Here is a 16,158-nt window from a genome sequence, read left to right on the forward strand (position 1 = left end):
GCGCGGTCAGTCCTCACCCGATCACGCGGTGGCATACCGAGCCGAACCCGGCTGCGCCCGTCTAGCCGAGCCAGTTCGAGATCAAGGCCGAAGCGATCAATCACTTGCCAGACTGCTGAATCTCGGGTGATCAGTACGCACGTCTCATTATGATGCCGCGCATGCAGAAAGAAGTTGTCGTCGCGATCGTCGCGGCTGCTGCCGCTCTCCTCGCACCCATTGTCGCGTGGCTGCTCAGTCGCCAAGGCCAACGTGACCTGAGGTCGAGCATTCGCCGGGATCTGGACACTCTCAACGAGATGAACCCCCATTCGATGAGCGCTCATGCTCTGGAGTTCACCATCCACACGAACCTCCTGGTCGCTCTGATGAGGGATCAAAGGAGGAGCGTCATCAACGGCGCGATCATCAACTCGATTCTGTGTCTGAGTTTCGTGCTTCCTGGTTGGATCGTCCTACTTCTCTGGCCGGAGTTTCTGCCCGGCGTCTTTCTCTGGATCAATGCCAGCCTGACCGGGGTCTTCTTCGTTGTCTGGCTATCGGCCATGGTGCACACGATCACGTCGTGGTCGAACGTCGAACATGTGGTGACTAAGCTCGACTTCTGGCTGGACCACCACAACGTCGGTGAAGTCTGGACCCGGAACTTCGATGTCCATCCCCCCTTTCATGTGATCGATCGGATCTCGTGCCGCAAATACGAGGTGTCGGTCACGAGGGAGTTCACGCCCGATGCGGCCGACGCTTCGATGACCCACGATCAGAGTGTGACGCGATCCGACGACGAGAGCCCTCCAGGAGCGAGTCCTCGAATCTGAGGGCGCACACTCGCCCTGACATTAGGGACGAGCGTCCCCACCCCCATCCGACCCAGATCTCTGCGAACCTGGAACGGTGCGGTACGACGACGTCATCATCGGAGCGGGCCACAACGGCCTGACCGCAGCCGCCTATCTGGCCCGCGCTGGGCGGTCGGTGCTGGTACTGGAGGCCACTGATCACGTCGGCGGTGCGACCGTATCGGCCACCCCCTTTCCCGGGATGCCGGCGCGGCTGTCCCGCTACTCGTATCTCGTGTCGCTGATGCCGCGTGAGCTGATCGCCGACCTCGAGCTCGACATCGAGTTGGTGCGTCGCCGCTACTCGTCGTACACGCCGGTGCCCGAGAACCCCACGGTCGGCCTGCTGATCGACAACGCGGATGCCGATCGCACCGCCGACTCGTTCCGTCGGGTGACCGGGTCCGACACCGCGGCGACCGAGTGGCAACGCTTCTACGAGCAGATGGCGACCGTGGCCACACGTCTGTTCCCCACGATGACCGAGCCGCTCCGTTCGGCTGAAGATGTCGCCGATCTCGTCGTCGGGGACGACACCGACCTGGCCGCGCTGTGGGACCAATTGACCACGCGGCCGCTCGGGGAGCTGATCGAAGCACGCTTCGACGACGATCTGGTCCGCGGGGTGGTCGCCACCGACGCACTGATCGGCACGTTCGCCGACTTACACGACGACTCGCTACGGCAGAACATCTGCTTCCTCTATCACCTCATCGGCGGCGGCACCGGCGACTGGGATGTTCCCGTCGGCGGTATGGGTGCCGTCTCCGGGGCGCTCTACGAGGCGGCCCGGGCGGCGGGCGCGGAGGTCCGCACCGGCGCGGCGGTACGACACGTCGAGCCGTCCGACGGGACGATCGAACTCGACGGCGAGACGATCACCTCCGACATGATCTCGGCCGCCTGCGCTCCCGCCGTTCTCGACGCCCTCCTCGACGAACCACTCACGACGGAGCCACGGGCGCACGGTGCCCAGCTGAAGATCAATCTTCTACTGGACCGTCTGCCGAGACTCATCGACCGTGCCACGCCGGTCGACGCGGCGTTCGCCGGGACCTTTCACATCAACGAGAGCTACCGGCAACTACGGACAGCGTGGCAGCAGGCTGCACGTGGCGACGTCCCGGACACACCTCCCTGCGAGATCTACTGTCACACCGTGTCGGATCGCTCCATCCTCGGCCCCGAACTCGCCGGGATGCACACGCTCACCCTGTTCGGCCTGCATATGACTCCGTCGGTCCTGAGATCCGACGAGTCGGTGGACCACGCCGTCGCGGCCACCCTCGACTCACTGGATTCCGTACTGGCCGAACCGATCCGATCGGTCATCGCAGACGACGCCAATGCCGATCCGTGTATCGAGGTGAAGACGCCGCACGATCTCGAGGCTGCATTGTCGATGCCGGGCGGCAACATCTTCCACCGACCGTTACAATGGCCGTGGGCACAATCCCCCGACGAGGTCGGCACTTTCGGAGTCGAGACCCGTCACCCGAAGCTCCTTCTCTGTGGAGCAGGCGCCCGCCGCGGAGGCGGCGTCAGCGGCATCCCCGGGCGCAACGCGGCGCGCCGAATTCTCGGCGAATGACCGCCCGGTGGTGACTTTCCCACGAACGGACGATCTCCGGCCGAATCCACCTTCTTCCACCTGAGTGGGTCTACCGTTCGGACGTACAGGCGGTACACGCCTGTACCACCACTGCCCCTCGTCGTGAGATCGACCGCGCCCCAGCGGTACTGAGCGATTCACGCGCGTCGCTTCACCATTCGCGCGTGGCGCGTCGAGTTGTGCCCTGAAGTCGGGAAGTCCATGAACACACGTGTATCGAGCGTCCGGAACCGATTGGAAAGGATCAAGTTCGGCCCCACAAACTTTCGTCGCCCACTGATCGCCGCCGCGAGTGGGGTCGTCGCCGCAACGGCACTGGTCGCGATGCCGGCGACCGCCACAGCCGATCCACCTCAGATGATGCCCGCGCCGTCCTGGCTGCCGCCGGCGGTCGACCGGGCCATCCCGGCGCCGAACGTTCCGAAGTCGAAGACGATCCCGCGATCGGCACTGGCATCCGGATACGACCACCGCACACTGGAATTGCGCGCGGCCATGCTCCCATCGCCGACCGGCGATGTGTTCTTCGACCGATGGCCCGCCGACCTCGGACAACGCGCACCGGGTCAGGTGATCGCCACCCGCGATGTGACGCGAGCAGCGCAGATCGTTGTGACCGCTCCGATCTCGTCCGCCACGCAGGTCAAGTTCGTCAGTCGCGACGCACTCGGCTCGCCCATCTTCGGGACCGCGACCCTGCTGGTCCCACGGCAACCCGCACCGGCCCGTGGGCCGCGACCGATTCTGGTCAACAACGTCCCCATCGACGCACTCGGCGCGCAATGCACCGCTGGATACACGCTGGCGCACGGCTTTCGACTGACCACCGGTGTCACTGATCTCATCCCGCCATCCACCCAGCTCGCACTGGCGCGCGGCTATGCGGTGATCGTCCCCGACCACCAGGGACCGCGGATGTCCTACGCGGAGCCGACCCTGGCCGGCAGGGTCATCCTCGACTCCGTCCGAGCCGCCGCGATCGCCGATCCGACATCGTTCGGGAAGGGCCGCATCGCGATGACCGGCTACTCCGGGGGCGCGATCGCCTCCCACGGCGCGGCGAAGATGCTGTCGGTCTATGCACGCGAGCTCATCCCACGCGTCGCGGGGATTGCCATCGGTGGTGTCCCAGCCGACTTCCGAGTCCTCTCCGGCAGCATGAACGCCACGTTGGCCACCGGCCTCTTCCACGCGGCGATGCTGGGCATCGCCCGCGAGCGTCCCGAGATCCTCACGCTGGCAAACAATCTGGCGCAGCAGATGGCGGTGTCGCCGATGAAGGATCTGTGCACCATCCCGATCGCGCTGATGGGCCAGACGTTCCTGCCGACCCAGGTGTTCTCCAAGGATCCCGATCCGTTCCGGTCACCGGTGGCCAACCGCATCTACACCGAGACCAAGCTCGCGAACATCGGGTCACCGGTACCGCTGTACATCTTCAACGGGACCCAGGAATGGTGGATTCCCGCTGAAGCGGCACGCAACCTGTACCGCGAACAGTGCCGACTCGGCGCCAACGCACGCTACCGGGAGGTGTTCGGCGAACACGGGCTCGCCGCGGTGGTCGGGTACCCGGAAGCGCTGGACTGGCTCGACAAGCGGATGCGAGGCATCCCGTCGAAGAGCGAATGCCGTCGGTGACGGGGAGCGTGATCAGCTGGTGGAGCACTCGCCGACGAGATCGGCATCCGTTCGCACGTCCGGGCTCTCGGTCGATGGTCCAACGTCTCGGGCCGGGGTCGCGCGCTCCACCCGTGCCGAGACCGCGACGACGGCCAGGGCGCCGAGTGCGAGTCCGACCGCAACCCAGGTCGGCGCGACGACCCCGAGTCCGGCCGCGATGACCAGGCCACCCAGCCATGGCCCGAGCGCATTGCCGACGTTGAACGCCGAGACGTTCACCGCGGCAGCGAGAGTCGGTGCATCACCGGCGAAACCGAGCACACGACCGTTGATCGAGGCTGCGATGGAGAACGCCGACACACCCAACAGCACAACGGTGATCACCGCACCCACCGCTGAACCGGACACCAGTATGAGCAACAGCAGACTGGCGACGATGGCGATCAGGCTGACGACGACATTCAGGAGCATGTTGCGGTCGCCGTATCGTCCGCCGATGGTCACACCCGCGAACGCACCGAGGCCGAAGAGCAGCAGCACCACCGGCACCAGCCCCTCCGAGATCCCACTGCGCTCGGTCAACAGCACCGCGAGGTAGGAGAAGGTGCAGAACACGGCGCCCTGGAACAGAGCGGTCGTGGCGAGCGCGAGCCAGACCCGACGGTCGGCGAAGACGCGGATCTCCGTGCGCACGAGCGATGTCATCGAGACATCCGACCGATCGGCGGCGGGGATCCGGACGAAGGTCACCACGAGTGCAGCAGTCACCACTGCGGCGACAGCCACCGCGAGAAACGCCGATTGCCAGCCGAAGGTCTGTCCCAACCAGGTGCCGATCGGTACCCCGAGCACGTTGGAGATGGTCAGTCCGCCGACGATCGCCGCCATCGATCGGGCCAGGCGATCGGGTGGCGCGATCGAGGCGGCCACCACTGCACTCACCGCCCAGTACCCCGCGCAGGCGACTGCGGCGACGACCCGACTGATCAGCGTTGCCTCGTAGGTCGGTATCAGCAATGGGATCAGATGTGCGACACCGAAGATGCCGATGGCGCCCAGGAGGGTCGCCTTGCGCGGCAGTCGGATCGTCAGCAGAGCCGTCACCGGTGCACCGATGAGCATCCCCACCGCGAATGCGGTGATCAGATTTCCCGCCGCGGGGATGGAGATGTCGAGGTCGGTGGCGATCTCGGGCAACAGCCCGGCGAGCATGAATTCCGATGTACCCACGCAGAACACACCGAACGCGAGGACATAGGTCGCCAGCGGCAACCGGTCGCTCCTGCGTGTCTCGGCGACGGTCGTCATCGATTTCCCCCGATTCTGGTCGAATTCTGGACTATTCAATACATAATTCGGTCGTGCCGGAACCCCGCGACGGTGCGGGCGGTCAGGAAGAAGTTGCTTCGGATGGGGCGAGCACAGCGAGCATCGTGTCGACGGACCGCAGTACCTCGTCGCGGCCGGATGCGACACGAGCGGCCACCTGCAATCCGTTGATGACGGCGTGGACGAGTTCGGCGAGCTCTCGCGCCCCCCGGTCGGCTCGGATGGAACCGTCGTCCTGGCCTCGGGTGACGATGTCGGTGAGCATGTCGTCGAAGCCCGTCAGGTTGACCCGGGCGGCAGCAGCCACGCCGTCGTCGCTGGTGCCCATCTCGACGGCGGCGTTGATGACGAGGCAACCGCGACGGTCGGCGGTGTCGAACTGTTCGGTGAGCATGTCCACGGCGACCCGTCGGACGACCTCGAGCCCGGTCCCGGGAGTCGAGACGTACACGTCACGCGAGTCCTGTTTGATCTCGCCGTACCGCGTCAGCGACTCGCGGTAGAGCGCAGCCTTGGACGTGAAGGTGTTGTAGAGACTGCTCCGGGCCAGACCGGTGGCCTCGCATAGCTCTTCCGTGGAAGTCGCCGCATAGGTATGGCTCCAGAAGTGTCCGACGGCAGCATCGAGCGCCGCTTGCCGATCGAAGCTGGGTGGCCGGGGCATGGCAGCATGCTAACCCATTCTGGATGGATCTGTACAGAACCTGACCCCAGGTCGGCTCGGGCCGGGTCCGGGGACGGGTACCCTTTCCATCGATGTCTACAGAAGAGCTCCTGCCGATCACCACGCGCACGCTGGTCGGATGGTCACGGACCACCCCCACCGAGGGACATGTCCTGTCGACCCCCTACCCCGAGGTCATCGCCGAGGCGGTCGCACGCGTGGCCGACGACAACGCCGACAAGCCGGACTACCTCCGCCGCGGTGTGATCGCCCGTGGGCTCGGCCGCTCCTACAACGAGTCGGGACAGAACAGCGGCGGTCTGACCGTCGACATGACCCAGCTCACCCGCATCTACTCGATCGACGCCGACGCGGCGACCGTCGACGTCGACGCCGGCGTCAGCCTGGACACGCTGATGCAGGCGGCGCTGCCCTACGGCCTGTGGGTTCCTGTCCTCCCCGGCACCCGCCAGGTGACGATCGGCGGCGCAATCGCCCACGACATCCACGGCAAGAACCACCACAGCCAGGGCAGCTTCGGCAACCACGTCCTCGAGATGCAGTTGCTGGTGGCCGACGGTCGCATCCTGACGCTGACGCCGACCGGGTCTCCGGACGACACCGACGCGTCCCTCTTCTGGGCGACCGTCGCGGGCATCGGCCTGACCGGCATCGTGCTGCGTGCCAAGATCCAGATGAAGCGCACCGAGAGCGCGTACTTCATCGCCGACACGGCGCGGACGAATTCGCTGCAGGAGACCATCGACCTGCACCTGCAGGACGGGTTCGAGGACGGATACGAGTACGCCTCGGGTTGGTTCGACTCCATCAGCGCGCCGCCGAAACTCGGCCGGGGCACTTTCTCCCGCGGCAACCTCGCCACCCTCGACGAACTCCCGGAGAAGTACCGCAAGGACCCGTTGTCGTTCAACAACAAGCCGCTGGTGTCCTTCCCGGACGTGTTCCCGCGCGGTCTGGCGAACAAGCTCAGCTTCTCGCTGGTCGGTGAGGGCTACTACCGCATCGGACCACCCAGCGAGGGCAAGGTGAAGAACCTCGCCGGCTTCTATCACATGCTCGACGTGTTCGGCGGCTGGAACAACGCCTATGGCCGGGGCGGCGGCTTCGCGCAGTACCAGTTCATCGTGCCGACCGGCAACGAGAGCGAGTTCATCGCTCTCATCGAGCACATCCAGGCCTCCGGACACGTCAGCTTCCTCAACGTGATCAAACTGTTCGGCGACGGCAACAAGGCGCCGCTGAGCTTCCCGTTCAAGGGCTGGAACGTCTGCCTCGACTTCCCGGTGAAGGCGGGCCTGGCCGAGTTCCTCAACGATCTCGACCGCCGGGTCATGGCCATGGGCGGCCGCCTCTACACGGCCAAGGACTCACGGACCTCCGCGCAGAGCTTCCACTCGATGTACCCCCAGATCGACGAGTGGATCGCCACGCGACGTCGGATCGATCCCACCGGGGTCTTCGCCTCCGACATGGGCCGCCGGCTCGAACTGCTCTGACCGCGTCCCCTTCCTCGACCCGCAAGCCTCACTGAAAGCGAGAGCGACACCATGATCAACGCCGTCGGCGTGCCGCAATCCATCCTGGTCCTCGGCGGGAGTTCGGAGATCGGACTCGCCATCACCGCGGAGTACCTCAAGAAGGGACCCGCCCGCGTCGTGCTGGCGACGGTCCCCGGCGATCCCACCGCTGCGGCCGCGGTCGAGCAGGTCCGTGCCGCGGGCGCGAGCAGCGTCGAGCAGATCGATTTCGATGCACTCGCCACCGACAGCCATCCGGCCGTGTTGGACAAGGCCTTCGCGGGCGGCGACATCGACGTGGCGATCGTCGCGTTCGGTGTGCAGTTCGACGACGAAGAGGTCTGGCAGGACCATCGCAAGGCCGTCATCGAGGTCAACATCAACTACACCGCGGCGGTCTCGGTCGGCGTGCTCCTCGGGGAGAAGTTCAAGGCCCAGGGGCACGGCCAGATCATCGCGATGAGCTCGGTCGCCGGTGAGCGCGTCCGTCGCAGCAACTTCCTCTACGGCTCGTCCAAGGCCGGCCTCGACGGCTTCTATCTCGGTCTCGGCGATGCGCTGCGACCGCAGGGCATCGGCGTCCTGGTGGTCCGCCCCGGACAGGTCCGCACCCGCCTGTCGGCGAACGTGGCCGAGGCCCCGCTGACCGTGAACAAGGAAGACGTCGCGCAGCAGGCCGTCGCCGCGGCCATCAATGGCAAAGACATCATCTGGGTCCCCGGGCCGTTCCGATTCATCATGATCGTGCTGCGGCACATCCCGCGCCCGGTGTTCCGGCGGTTGCCCATCTGACCACCGACCCTGCTAGGACTGGACGCGTGAGCAGCACCGAAACCTCCGCATCGGAGACCGCAACGCCGGAGGGCACCCCGCTCGGCAGTCCCGGTGGCCACGGTTCGTCCGGCCGTCTACGTGGCCTGTTCGGCGACGTCGGCAATGTGGTCGCCGCAGTCATCGTCGGCGCGATCGTGGCCGGCGTCGGGCTGCGCGTCATCGACACCGTCGACTGGCCGGCGTTCAACTCGTCGAATGTCACGCGTGCCCTGACCACGGTCGGCCAGGTCGTCGCGATCGTGATCCTGGTGGTGGTCGCGCTGCTGTACCGCCGCGGTCGCGGCGGGATCGTCACCACCCTGGCATCGACGGTCGCCACCGCCGGGTTCGTCACCGTCACGCTGGGGATGCCGCTGGGTGCGACGCGGCTCTACCTGTTCGGTCTGTCGGTGGACCAGGAGTTCCGCACGGAGTACCTGACGCGGCTCACCAACAGTCCGCGCCTGGCGGACATGACCTACATCGACCTGGCGCCGTACTACCCGGCCGGATGGTTCTGGTTCGGCGGGCGCTACGCGACCGCCACCGGTGTGCCCGGCTGGGAGGCGTACAAACCATGGGCCATCCTGTCCATCGCGGTGGCCGCCGCCGTCGGTGTGATCCTGTGGAACCGCATGCTGGGCGCCGATCGCGGTGTCGCCGTGTCCCTCGCGGTCACCACGGTGACGCTGATGTTCGCCTCGCCCGAGCCGTATGCCGCCGTCCTGGTGCTGATCGGTGTCCCGACGATGGTCACGCTGCTCTACGCCTTGCGCGGTCGGTCCAGGGCCGCCGAGGGCGCGATCGGCGGACTGCGGTCGGGCACCAGTTGGCCCGCGGTGATCGCATCCGGTGTGTTCATCGGTCTGAGTGCCACGTTCTACACGCTCTACACCGGCCTGTTCGCCGGGACGGCCGTCCTGATGGCCCTCTACCTCATCGGCCAGGCATGGTGGTCGGCGTCCAACACGGCGGTACCCGACGCGGAGGTGCGTGCCCAGCGCCGCACGGTGATCGTCGCGATCGTGGTGCGGCTGGTGTCCGTCGGCGTCATCGCCGGGATCATGGCCCTCACCGTCTGGGCGCCGTATCTCCTCGCTCGCCTGCGCAGCCAGCCCGCGAGTGGCGGCACCGCCGAGCACTACCTGCCGGAACGCGGTGCGCTGCTACCGCTTCCGATGCTGCACCTCACCTTGGTCGGCCTGCTCACCTTCGCCGGCCTCATCTGGCTGCTGCTGCGCTTCCGTCAGCGCACGATCGCACTGGCGCTCGGCATCGCGGTGGTCGGCGTCTACCTGGTCTGTCTGCTGTCGATGCTCCTGACCGCGGGCGGCACCACACTGTTGTCCTTCCGGCTCGAACCGATCCTGGTGGCCCTGCTCGCCGCCGCCGGGGTCCTCGCTGCCGCGGAACTCGCACGGCGGGCGGTCCGCGCGTTCGGCGACATCCGCTTCGGTGTCGTCGCTCTCGCCGCCATCGCCGCCATCGCGGTGGGACAGGACATCCCGAACTTCCTCGGCACCGAGGTGAGCACCGCCTACACCGACACCGATGGTTACGGCGACCGTGCCGACAAACGTCCGGCGGGTGCGGAGTCGCACTATCCCGAGTTGAACCGACTGGTGACCGAGCAGACAGGGCGACCTGCCGACCAGAACGTGGTCCTCACCGCGGACTACGGCTTCCTGTCGATCTACCCGTACTGGGGATTCCAGGGCCTCACATCGCACTACGCGAATCCGTTGGCGGAGTTCGACAAACGCGCGGCAGCCATCGCCGAGTGGTCGACGTCGACCACCCCGCAGCAACTCGTCGACCGACTCGACTCCTCGCCGTGGAAGGCACCTAACGTCTTCCTGTTCCGCTACGGCGCAGACGGATACACCCTCCGGCTGGCCGAGGACGTCTACCCCAACGACCCGAACGTGAAGCGCTACACGGTGACCTTCGACCGCACACTGTTCGCCGATCCGCGGTTCGAGGTGACCGAGGTGGGTCCGTTCGTCCTCGTGGTGCGAAAGGACGCCCGATGAGCACCTTCCGTGTCGGCGCCGTCGAAGGTGATCACTCGACCGCCCATCTCGTGTACACCGATCACGTCAACTGGATTCTCCTGGAAGAGGGTTCGGATCTGACCCTCGTCGACGGAGGCTATCCGGGCAATGCCGCGGACGTGGTCGATTCGATCCGGCAGATCGGCCGCCGACCCGAGGACGTCCGCGGAGCCCTCCTCACGCACGCCCACGTCGACCATCTCGGCGGGCTGGTGTCACTCAGCGAGAAGTACGGATTCCCGGTCTACGCCGACCCTCGCGAGGTCGCGCACGCGCACCGCGAGGTACTGCATCAGGCCGGCCCTCGAGACATCGCCCCGATGGCCTACCGTCCGGCGGTGCTGCGTTGGCTGGCCGGGATCATCCCGCTGGGTGCGCTGTCGCGCAACGGAATCCCGGATGCCGCGCCCTTCCCGGTCGGCGAGTCGGCCGCGATCGACCTCCCGGGCCGCCCCGTCCCGGTGGCCGCACACGGCCACACCGAGGGCCACAGCGGCTTTCTGGTCGGCGACGGTGCCGTGCTGGTGAGCGGCGATGCCCTCGACACCGCGCACGGCATCTCGAAGCTGTCGGGGCCACAGCTGTTGCCCGCCTGCTTCCATCACGACATCGATGCCAATCGCGCCGCGGTCGAGTCGTTCACCCGCCTCGACGCCACCACGCTCTTCCCCGGTCACGGACCGATGCTCCGGGGATCGGTGGCCGAGGCCGCCCACCGGGCACTCGACCGCGACTGAATCGAGTGGCGTCGGCGAGGTCACGATCGATCCCGTGGCTCCTCGGCCAGCGACTTGATCCGTTCCAGACGACGGTCCCAACCGCCCGCGATGGTCTCGAGCTGCCGTGCGAGGGTGTTCAACCGAGCACCCACCGCCGCGTAGCGGACCTCGCGGCCGACCTTCTCCGCGGAGACCAAGCCCACCTCCTGGAGCACCCTGATGTGCTTGGCGATCGCCTGACGGCTGATCGGCAGCTCATCGGCGAGAGCGGAGGCGGATGCCGGAGAGTGCCCAAGTCGGACCAGGATCTGCCACCGGCTCTCGTCGGCCAGTGCGGCGAACATGTCCGTCGGCGCGGCGAGTTCAGCCACGGGTTGCGGCTCCGGCGAGGTGCCGCTTCGCCAGGTCGAGCTCGATGGTCCAGCCCTCGGCGTTCCCCTCGTACCGGGCGCGACGCTCGGCGGCAGAACCGGGCAGCGATGCGAACCCGCTCTCGGCGACCTTGAGCAGCACTCCGTCGCCGGTCTCGGTGATCCAGAACTCCACCAGGGTCGATGCGCTGTCGGGATCCTCGACGTCGGCCAGCCACCGGAACGAGGCGTAGCGGGGCTCGTCGAGTTCGACGGTCCGGAACGCGAAACGACCATGCTTTGGGTCCGTTACATAGGAGATGTCGCCGTCGCGTTCGATCTCGTGGTCGACGATCTCCTTGTCATTGATGTACCAGCCGGGCTCGGCGACGAGGCTCCAGACCCGCGACGCCGGGGCATCGATGGTGATCTCGCGCTCGATGCGGTCGAGTTCGGTGGTGGCGGTGCTCTCGGTCATCGTCGAAACCTTCCGTTGGTGCAACTGCCCGGTTGCAGTGCAACCCAAGAGTTGCACACGTCAACCGTTGAAGCAACCCCACGGTTGCGGATTACCGATGGGAGATCAGCGAGGCCAGGCGTCGCACCGCGAACTCGTAACCCTGTATGCCGCAGCCCGCGATGACCGCCGACGCGATGGGCGAGACATAGGAGAAGTGGCGGAACGGCTCGCGGGCGGCCACGTTGCTGATGTGCACCTCGACCACCGGCACCTCGGGTACCACCAGGGCGTCGGCGAGCGCCACCGACGTGTGCGTCCAGCCGCCGGGGTTGATGACGATGCCGCTCGCCTGGCCGCGGGCCTCGTGGACCCAGTCGATCATCTGGCCCTCGTGGTTGGTCTGCGCCGCGCGGATGCCCAGGCCGAGGTCGGCGGCTGTACGTTCGGCGAGTTCGACGATGTCGGCCAGCGTGGCCGACCCGTAGACATCCGGTTGTCGGGTGCCGAGCGCGTTCAGGTTCGGTCCGTTGAGCACCAGGATCGGCAACGGTTCACCAGGGTTGTCCGACGGCTCCTGCGACATGCGTTCACCTTAGCGTCGGGCGTCGCAGGTCCCGGGTAGGCCGGTCACCGGACATCGCACCCATAGGTCCAACGGTTACCATCACTCTTTGTGCCAGCGCCGAGTGTCCGACGAGCCAGAACAGTCGCCATCATCACCGGCCTGCTGGGCTTTCTCATGGCACTGGCCACCCCGCTCATGCCGGTCAACCAGACCACCGCCGAGATCTCGTGGCCGCAGGACGGCAAGGTCTCGTCGGTCACCGCCCCGCTGATCAGCTACGTGCCGATCGATCTCGACGTCCGTGTCCCGTGCGCCGCAGTCGACCGCCTCGGCCCTGGCGAGTCGATCCTGCTGTCGACCACGCCGAAGCAGGCCAAGAAATCCACCGAGCGCGGCCTGTTCATCCGCAAGACCGGCTCACCCGGTGACCCGCCGGACCGCCAGACCCTCGAGGTCGTCATCCGCAACGTCCCGCTGGTGTCGGCGACGCTGGCCCAGATCGAGCAGCAGGGATGCCGCGAGATCGTGGTGTCGGCCGACTCCGAGGAGGTGTCGGCCGAGTTCGTCGGGATGGTCGACGACGAGGGCGAACCGCTGACCGGCAGTACGTCGGGACGCGAGTCGGACACCTACGCCGCGGATCAGCGACCCGAGGTCACCGGTATCTACACCGACCTCGACGGGTCCACCGCCGACATCCCCGGGCTCCGCGCACACGCGACCATCGACTCCCGCTACAGCACCGCGCCGACGATCCTCAAGTGGATCGTCCTGGTCGTCGGCATCATCGCCACCCTGCTCTCGCTGGCGACACTGGCCCGGTTGGATGCCACCGACGGTCGGCGTCATCGACGGTTCCTGCCGGCACGATGGTGGCGGCTCAACGCACGTGACTACGTGGTCATCGGTGCGCTGATCCTCTGGCATTTCATCGGCCCCAACACCTCCGACGACGGCTATCTGCTGACGATGTCGAGGGTCGCGCAAAACAGTGAGTACACCGCCAACTACTTCCGGTGGTACGGCGCTCCCGAAGCACCGTTCGGCTGGTACTACCAGGTCTTCGGATTGCTCAGCCACGTGTCGGTGGCCAGCCCGTGGATGCGAATCCCCGCTCTGCTCTGCGGGATCGGGGTGTGGTTGATCATCAGCCACGAGGTCCTCCCCCGGCTCGGGCGCACCGCCATCACCCGCCCGGCGGTCGGCTGGACCGCGGCCTTCGTCTTCCTCGCATCCTGGTTCCCGTTCAACAACGGCCTGCGACCCGAACCGATCATCTGCCTCGGCGCACTGCTCACCTGGTGCTCGGTGGAGCGTTCGATCGCGACCGGCCGAATGCTGCCGGCGGCCGTCGCCTGTCTGATCGGTGCATTCAGTCTCGCCGCCGGTCCGACCGGCCTCCTGGCGGTTGCCGCGCTGATAGCCGGCGCGCGGCCGATGATCCTGGCGCTGATCAAACGTGCGCGGGTACTCGGCGGCGACCGGTGGTCCTACCTCGCCCTGCTCGCCCCGATCCTCGCGGCCGGCACCTTCGTGATCTTCGTGGTGTTCTCGAACCTGACGCTGCGATCGTTCGTCGAGGCATCACAGATGAAGTCCGCTCTGGGACCGTCGATGCACTGGTACAACGAGATCAGCCGCTACTCATCGTTGTTCGCGTACTCCGCCGACGGATCGATCGCCCGACGCTTCGCCGTTCTCGCGATGCTGTTGGCGTTGATCGTCTCGGCGGCACTGCTCATCCGCAAGCAGCGCATCCCCGGCACCGCCGTCGGACCGACCAGTCGGATCGTCGGCATCACCTTCGGTTCACTGGTCTTCCTGATGTTCACGCCGACCAAGTGGACGCATCACTTCGGTGTGTTCGCCGGTCTCGCAGCGGCTCTGGCCGCCATCGCGGCCATCGCGGCCAGTCAGGACGCGATGCACTCCCGACGGAACCGCACCCTGTTCGCGGCACTGGTGCTGTTCGTCTGCGGTCTCGCGTTCACCGCGCCCAACTCGTACTACTACGCCTCGGCGTGGGGCATGCCCTGGGGCGTCACCCAGGTCTCTTTCGGCGCGCAGCTGGGCAGTGTGCTGCTGTACGCGTCGCTGCTCCTGCTGCTGCTCGCCCTGTGGTTCCACTTCCGCGAGCCGTTCACCGGACGCGACCCGCACCCCGACGATCCCGCTGCGCCACCCGGGCGTCGGCGACCGTGGCACGCCGTGACGTCGGCGCCCTTGGCCTGGGCTGCGGCCGCGGTCGTCGTGTTCGAGATCGTCACCGCCGTGTTCGCCGGAATCCAGCAGAGCAGTTCCTATTCCGTGCCGCGGTCCAATCTGGAGGCACTGACCGGCAAGCAGTGCGGCATGGCCGACAAGGTCTGGGTGGAACCGGAACCCAACGCGGACATGCTCTCCCCGGTCGACGGCACCCTCCGCGATCCGCTGGCCGGTGCTCCGACCCGGCCCGACGGGGCATCGCGGCCGGCCACCACCGGCTTCACCGCCAACGGCGTCCCGACGGACCTCGACACACAGGCGTCCGAAGGGTCCCTCGGGGTGTTGTCGCAGAACGTCGCGGCATCACCAGATGTGTTGACGGCCAACACCGGTGGCACCGGCGGCGGATTCACCGGCGAGGCCGGGGTCAACGGGAGCTACGCGAAGCTGCCGTTCTTCCTCGACCCGAAGCGGACCCCGGTGATGGGCAGCTACTCGACCACCGATCAGGTCCCCGCCCGACTCACCTCCGGTTGGTACCGCTTACCCGACGAATGGCGCGACCGCCCGCTGCTGACCTTCTCGGTGGCCGGCGAGTACGACAACCCGAACCTGTTGCTGGAGTACACGACCGACCCGCTCGGGCCGAACACCCGCGATGCCGATCTGTCGGCGACCGGTGACACCGAGATGATCGACCCCGGCCCGCGGCCGTCGTGGCGCAACGTCCGACTGACCACGGATTCGCTGCCGAAGGACGCGACCGCGGTGCGGATCGTCGCCGACGACGACAACCTGTCGTCGGATCGCTTCATCGTCGTCACGCCGCCGCGTGTACCGGCCGTGAAGACCTTGCAGCAGGTCGTCGGCAGCAGCGACCCGGTCCACGTGGACTGGACATCCGGCCTGGTGTTCCCGTGTCAGCGGCCGTTCACCCATCACTACGGTGTCGCGGAGATCCCGAAGTGGCGGATCAAGCCGGGGGCCGACCTCTCGGCGGCGGTGTCGGCGTGGCAGGACTCCTTCGGTGGTGGCCCGCTCGGCTGGCTCGAGGTGTCGCAGGAGCCGAACACCGTGGCCACGTACCTGCAGGGTGACATCGGCCGCGACTGGGGATCGCTGGAGAAGTACGAGCCCTACGGCGACGTCGAGGAGAAGGCGCGCATCCGTACCGGGACCGAGACCCGCAGTGGGCTCTGGAGTCCGGCCCCGATCAGGCACTGAGGGTCTGGGCGGGGGTCGGGTCTGGCCCGCCCGAGTCCCGACCAAAAACTGCCGCCGCCCGACCCAGTTGCGACAAAAACTGCCGCCCAGCCGGGTGCCGCGTGCAATATCCACGCGACCGCCCGCTCAGCAGCAGAATATGGTCACCGAAGCCGCCTGCCGC

The 16,158-nt window shown here is 66.9% G+C and carries 13 protein-coding genes; 8 read left to right on the top strand and 5 right to left on the bottom strand.

Annotated features, from left to right (window positions below):
* Positions 1–161 precede the first annotated feature (161 nt).
* The 3 genes from GS4_RS23680 (at position 162) to GS4_RS23690 (ending at position 4,092) form a co-directional block, all read left to right on the top strand.
* Positions 162–818 (top strand): hypothetical protein, encoded by a 657-nt coding sequence (locus GS4_RS23680; protein ID WP_007625398.1) that lies wholly within the window; start codon positions 162–164, stop codon positions 816–818.
* A gap of 76 nt (positions 819–894) precedes the next feature.
* A complete protein-coding gene (locus GS4_RS23685) occupies positions 895–2,430 on the top strand; it encodes a phytoene desaturase family protein (RefSeq protein WP_007625400.1) in 1,536 nt (511 codons plus the stop codon).
* Between the two features lie 378 nt (positions 2,431–2,808).
* On the top strand, positions 2,809–4,092 hold the full coding sequence (locus GS4_RS23690) for a lipase family protein (protein ID WP_040511724.1): 1,284 nt from the start codon (positions 2,809–2,811) through the stop codon (positions 4,090–4,092).
* Between the two features lie 12 nt (positions 4,093–4,104).
* Here GS4_RS23690 and GS4_RS23695 read toward each other — a convergent pair whose 3' ends face one another.
* Positions 4,105–5,382: a Cmx/CmrA family chloramphenicol efflux MFS transporter gene (locus GS4_RS23695; RefSeq protein ID WP_007625403.1), complete on the bottom strand. Its 1,278-nt coding sequence runs from the start codon at positions 5,380–5,382 to the stop codon at positions 4,105–4,107.
* An 82-nt stretch (positions 5,383–5,464) separates the two neighbouring features.
* The gene (locus tag GS4_RS23700; RefSeq protein WP_007625405.1) at positions 5,465–6,067 is read right to left on the bottom strand and encodes a TetR/AcrR family transcriptional regulator; all 603 of its coding nucleotides are present in this window, start codon (positions 6,065–6,067) and stop codon (positions 5,465–5,467) included.
* Positions 6,068–6,159: 92 nt separating this feature from the next.
* Between GS4_RS23700 and dprE1 the strand changes: the two genes are divergently transcribed.
* The 4 genes from dprE1 to GS4_RS23720 are packed head-to-tail and all read left to right on the top strand — an operon-like array spanning position 6,160 to position 11,209.
* Positions 6,160–7,584, top strand: a complete 1,425-nt coding sequence (gene dprE1 / locus GS4_RS23705; protein ID WP_007625416.1) for a decaprenylphosphoryl-beta-D-ribose oxidase — start codon at positions 6,160–6,162, stop codon at positions 7,582–7,584.
* A 51-nt stretch (positions 7,585–7,635) separates the two neighbouring features.
* Entirely contained in the window at positions 7,636–8,397 is a 762-nt protein-coding gene (gene dprE2 / locus GS4_RS23710; RefSeq protein WP_007625418.1) for a decaprenylphospho-beta-D-erythro-pentofuranosid-2-ulose 2-reductase, read from the top strand.
* A gap of 26 nt (positions 8,398–8,423) precedes the next feature.
* Positions 8,424–10,451, top strand: a complete 2,028-nt coding sequence (locus GS4_RS23715) for a galactan 5-O-arabinofuranosyltransferase (protein ID WP_007625420.1) — start codon at positions 8,424–8,426, stop codon at positions 10,449–10,451.
* Positions 10,448–11,209, top strand: a complete 762-nt coding sequence (locus GS4_RS23720; RefSeq protein WP_007625421.1) for an MBL fold metallo-hydrolase — start codon at positions 10,448–10,450, stop codon at positions 11,207–11,209. Before GS4_RS23715 ends, GS4_RS23720 begins: the two co-directional genes overlap by 4 nt.
* Before the next feature lie 20 nt (positions 11,210–11,229).
* On the opposite strand, the gene GS4_RS23725 is transcribed toward GS4_RS23720, so the two are convergent.
* The 3 genes from GS4_RS23725 to aroQ form a co-directional block, all read right to left on the bottom strand.
* Complete coding sequence (locus GS4_RS23725; RefSeq protein ID WP_040511726.1) at positions 11,230–11,535, bottom strand: ArsR/SmtB family transcription factor; 306 nt, start codon at positions 11,533–11,535, stop codon at positions 11,230–11,232.
* A 19-nt stretch (positions 11,536–11,554) separates the two neighbouring features.
* On the bottom strand, positions 11,555–12,019 hold the full coding sequence (locus GS4_RS23730; protein WP_007625423.1) for an SRPBCC domain-containing protein: 465 nt from the start codon (positions 12,017–12,019) through the stop codon (positions 11,555–11,557).
* A gap of 91 nt (positions 12,020–12,110) precedes the next feature.
* Complete coding sequence (gene aroQ, locus GS4_RS23735; protein WP_007625425.1) at positions 12,111–12,584, bottom strand: type II 3-dehydroquinate dehydratase; 474 nt, start codon at positions 12,582–12,584, stop codon at positions 12,111–12,113.
* Between the two features lie 90 nt (positions 12,585–12,674).
* Between aroQ and GS4_RS23740 the strand changes: the two genes are divergently transcribed.
* Positions 12,675–15,995: an arabinosyltransferase domain-containing protein gene (locus GS4_RS23740; RefSeq protein WP_007625427.1), complete on the top strand. Its 3,321-nt coding sequence runs from the start codon at positions 12,675–12,677 to the stop codon at positions 15,993–15,995.
* Positions 15,996–16,158: the final 163 nt, after the last annotated feature.

It is taken from the genome of Gordonia soli NBRC 108243 (assembly GCF_000334455.1).
In the GTDB taxonomy this organism is placed as follows: Bacteria; Actinomycetota; Actinomycetes; order Mycobacteriales; family Mycobacteriaceae; genus Gordonia; species Gordonia soli.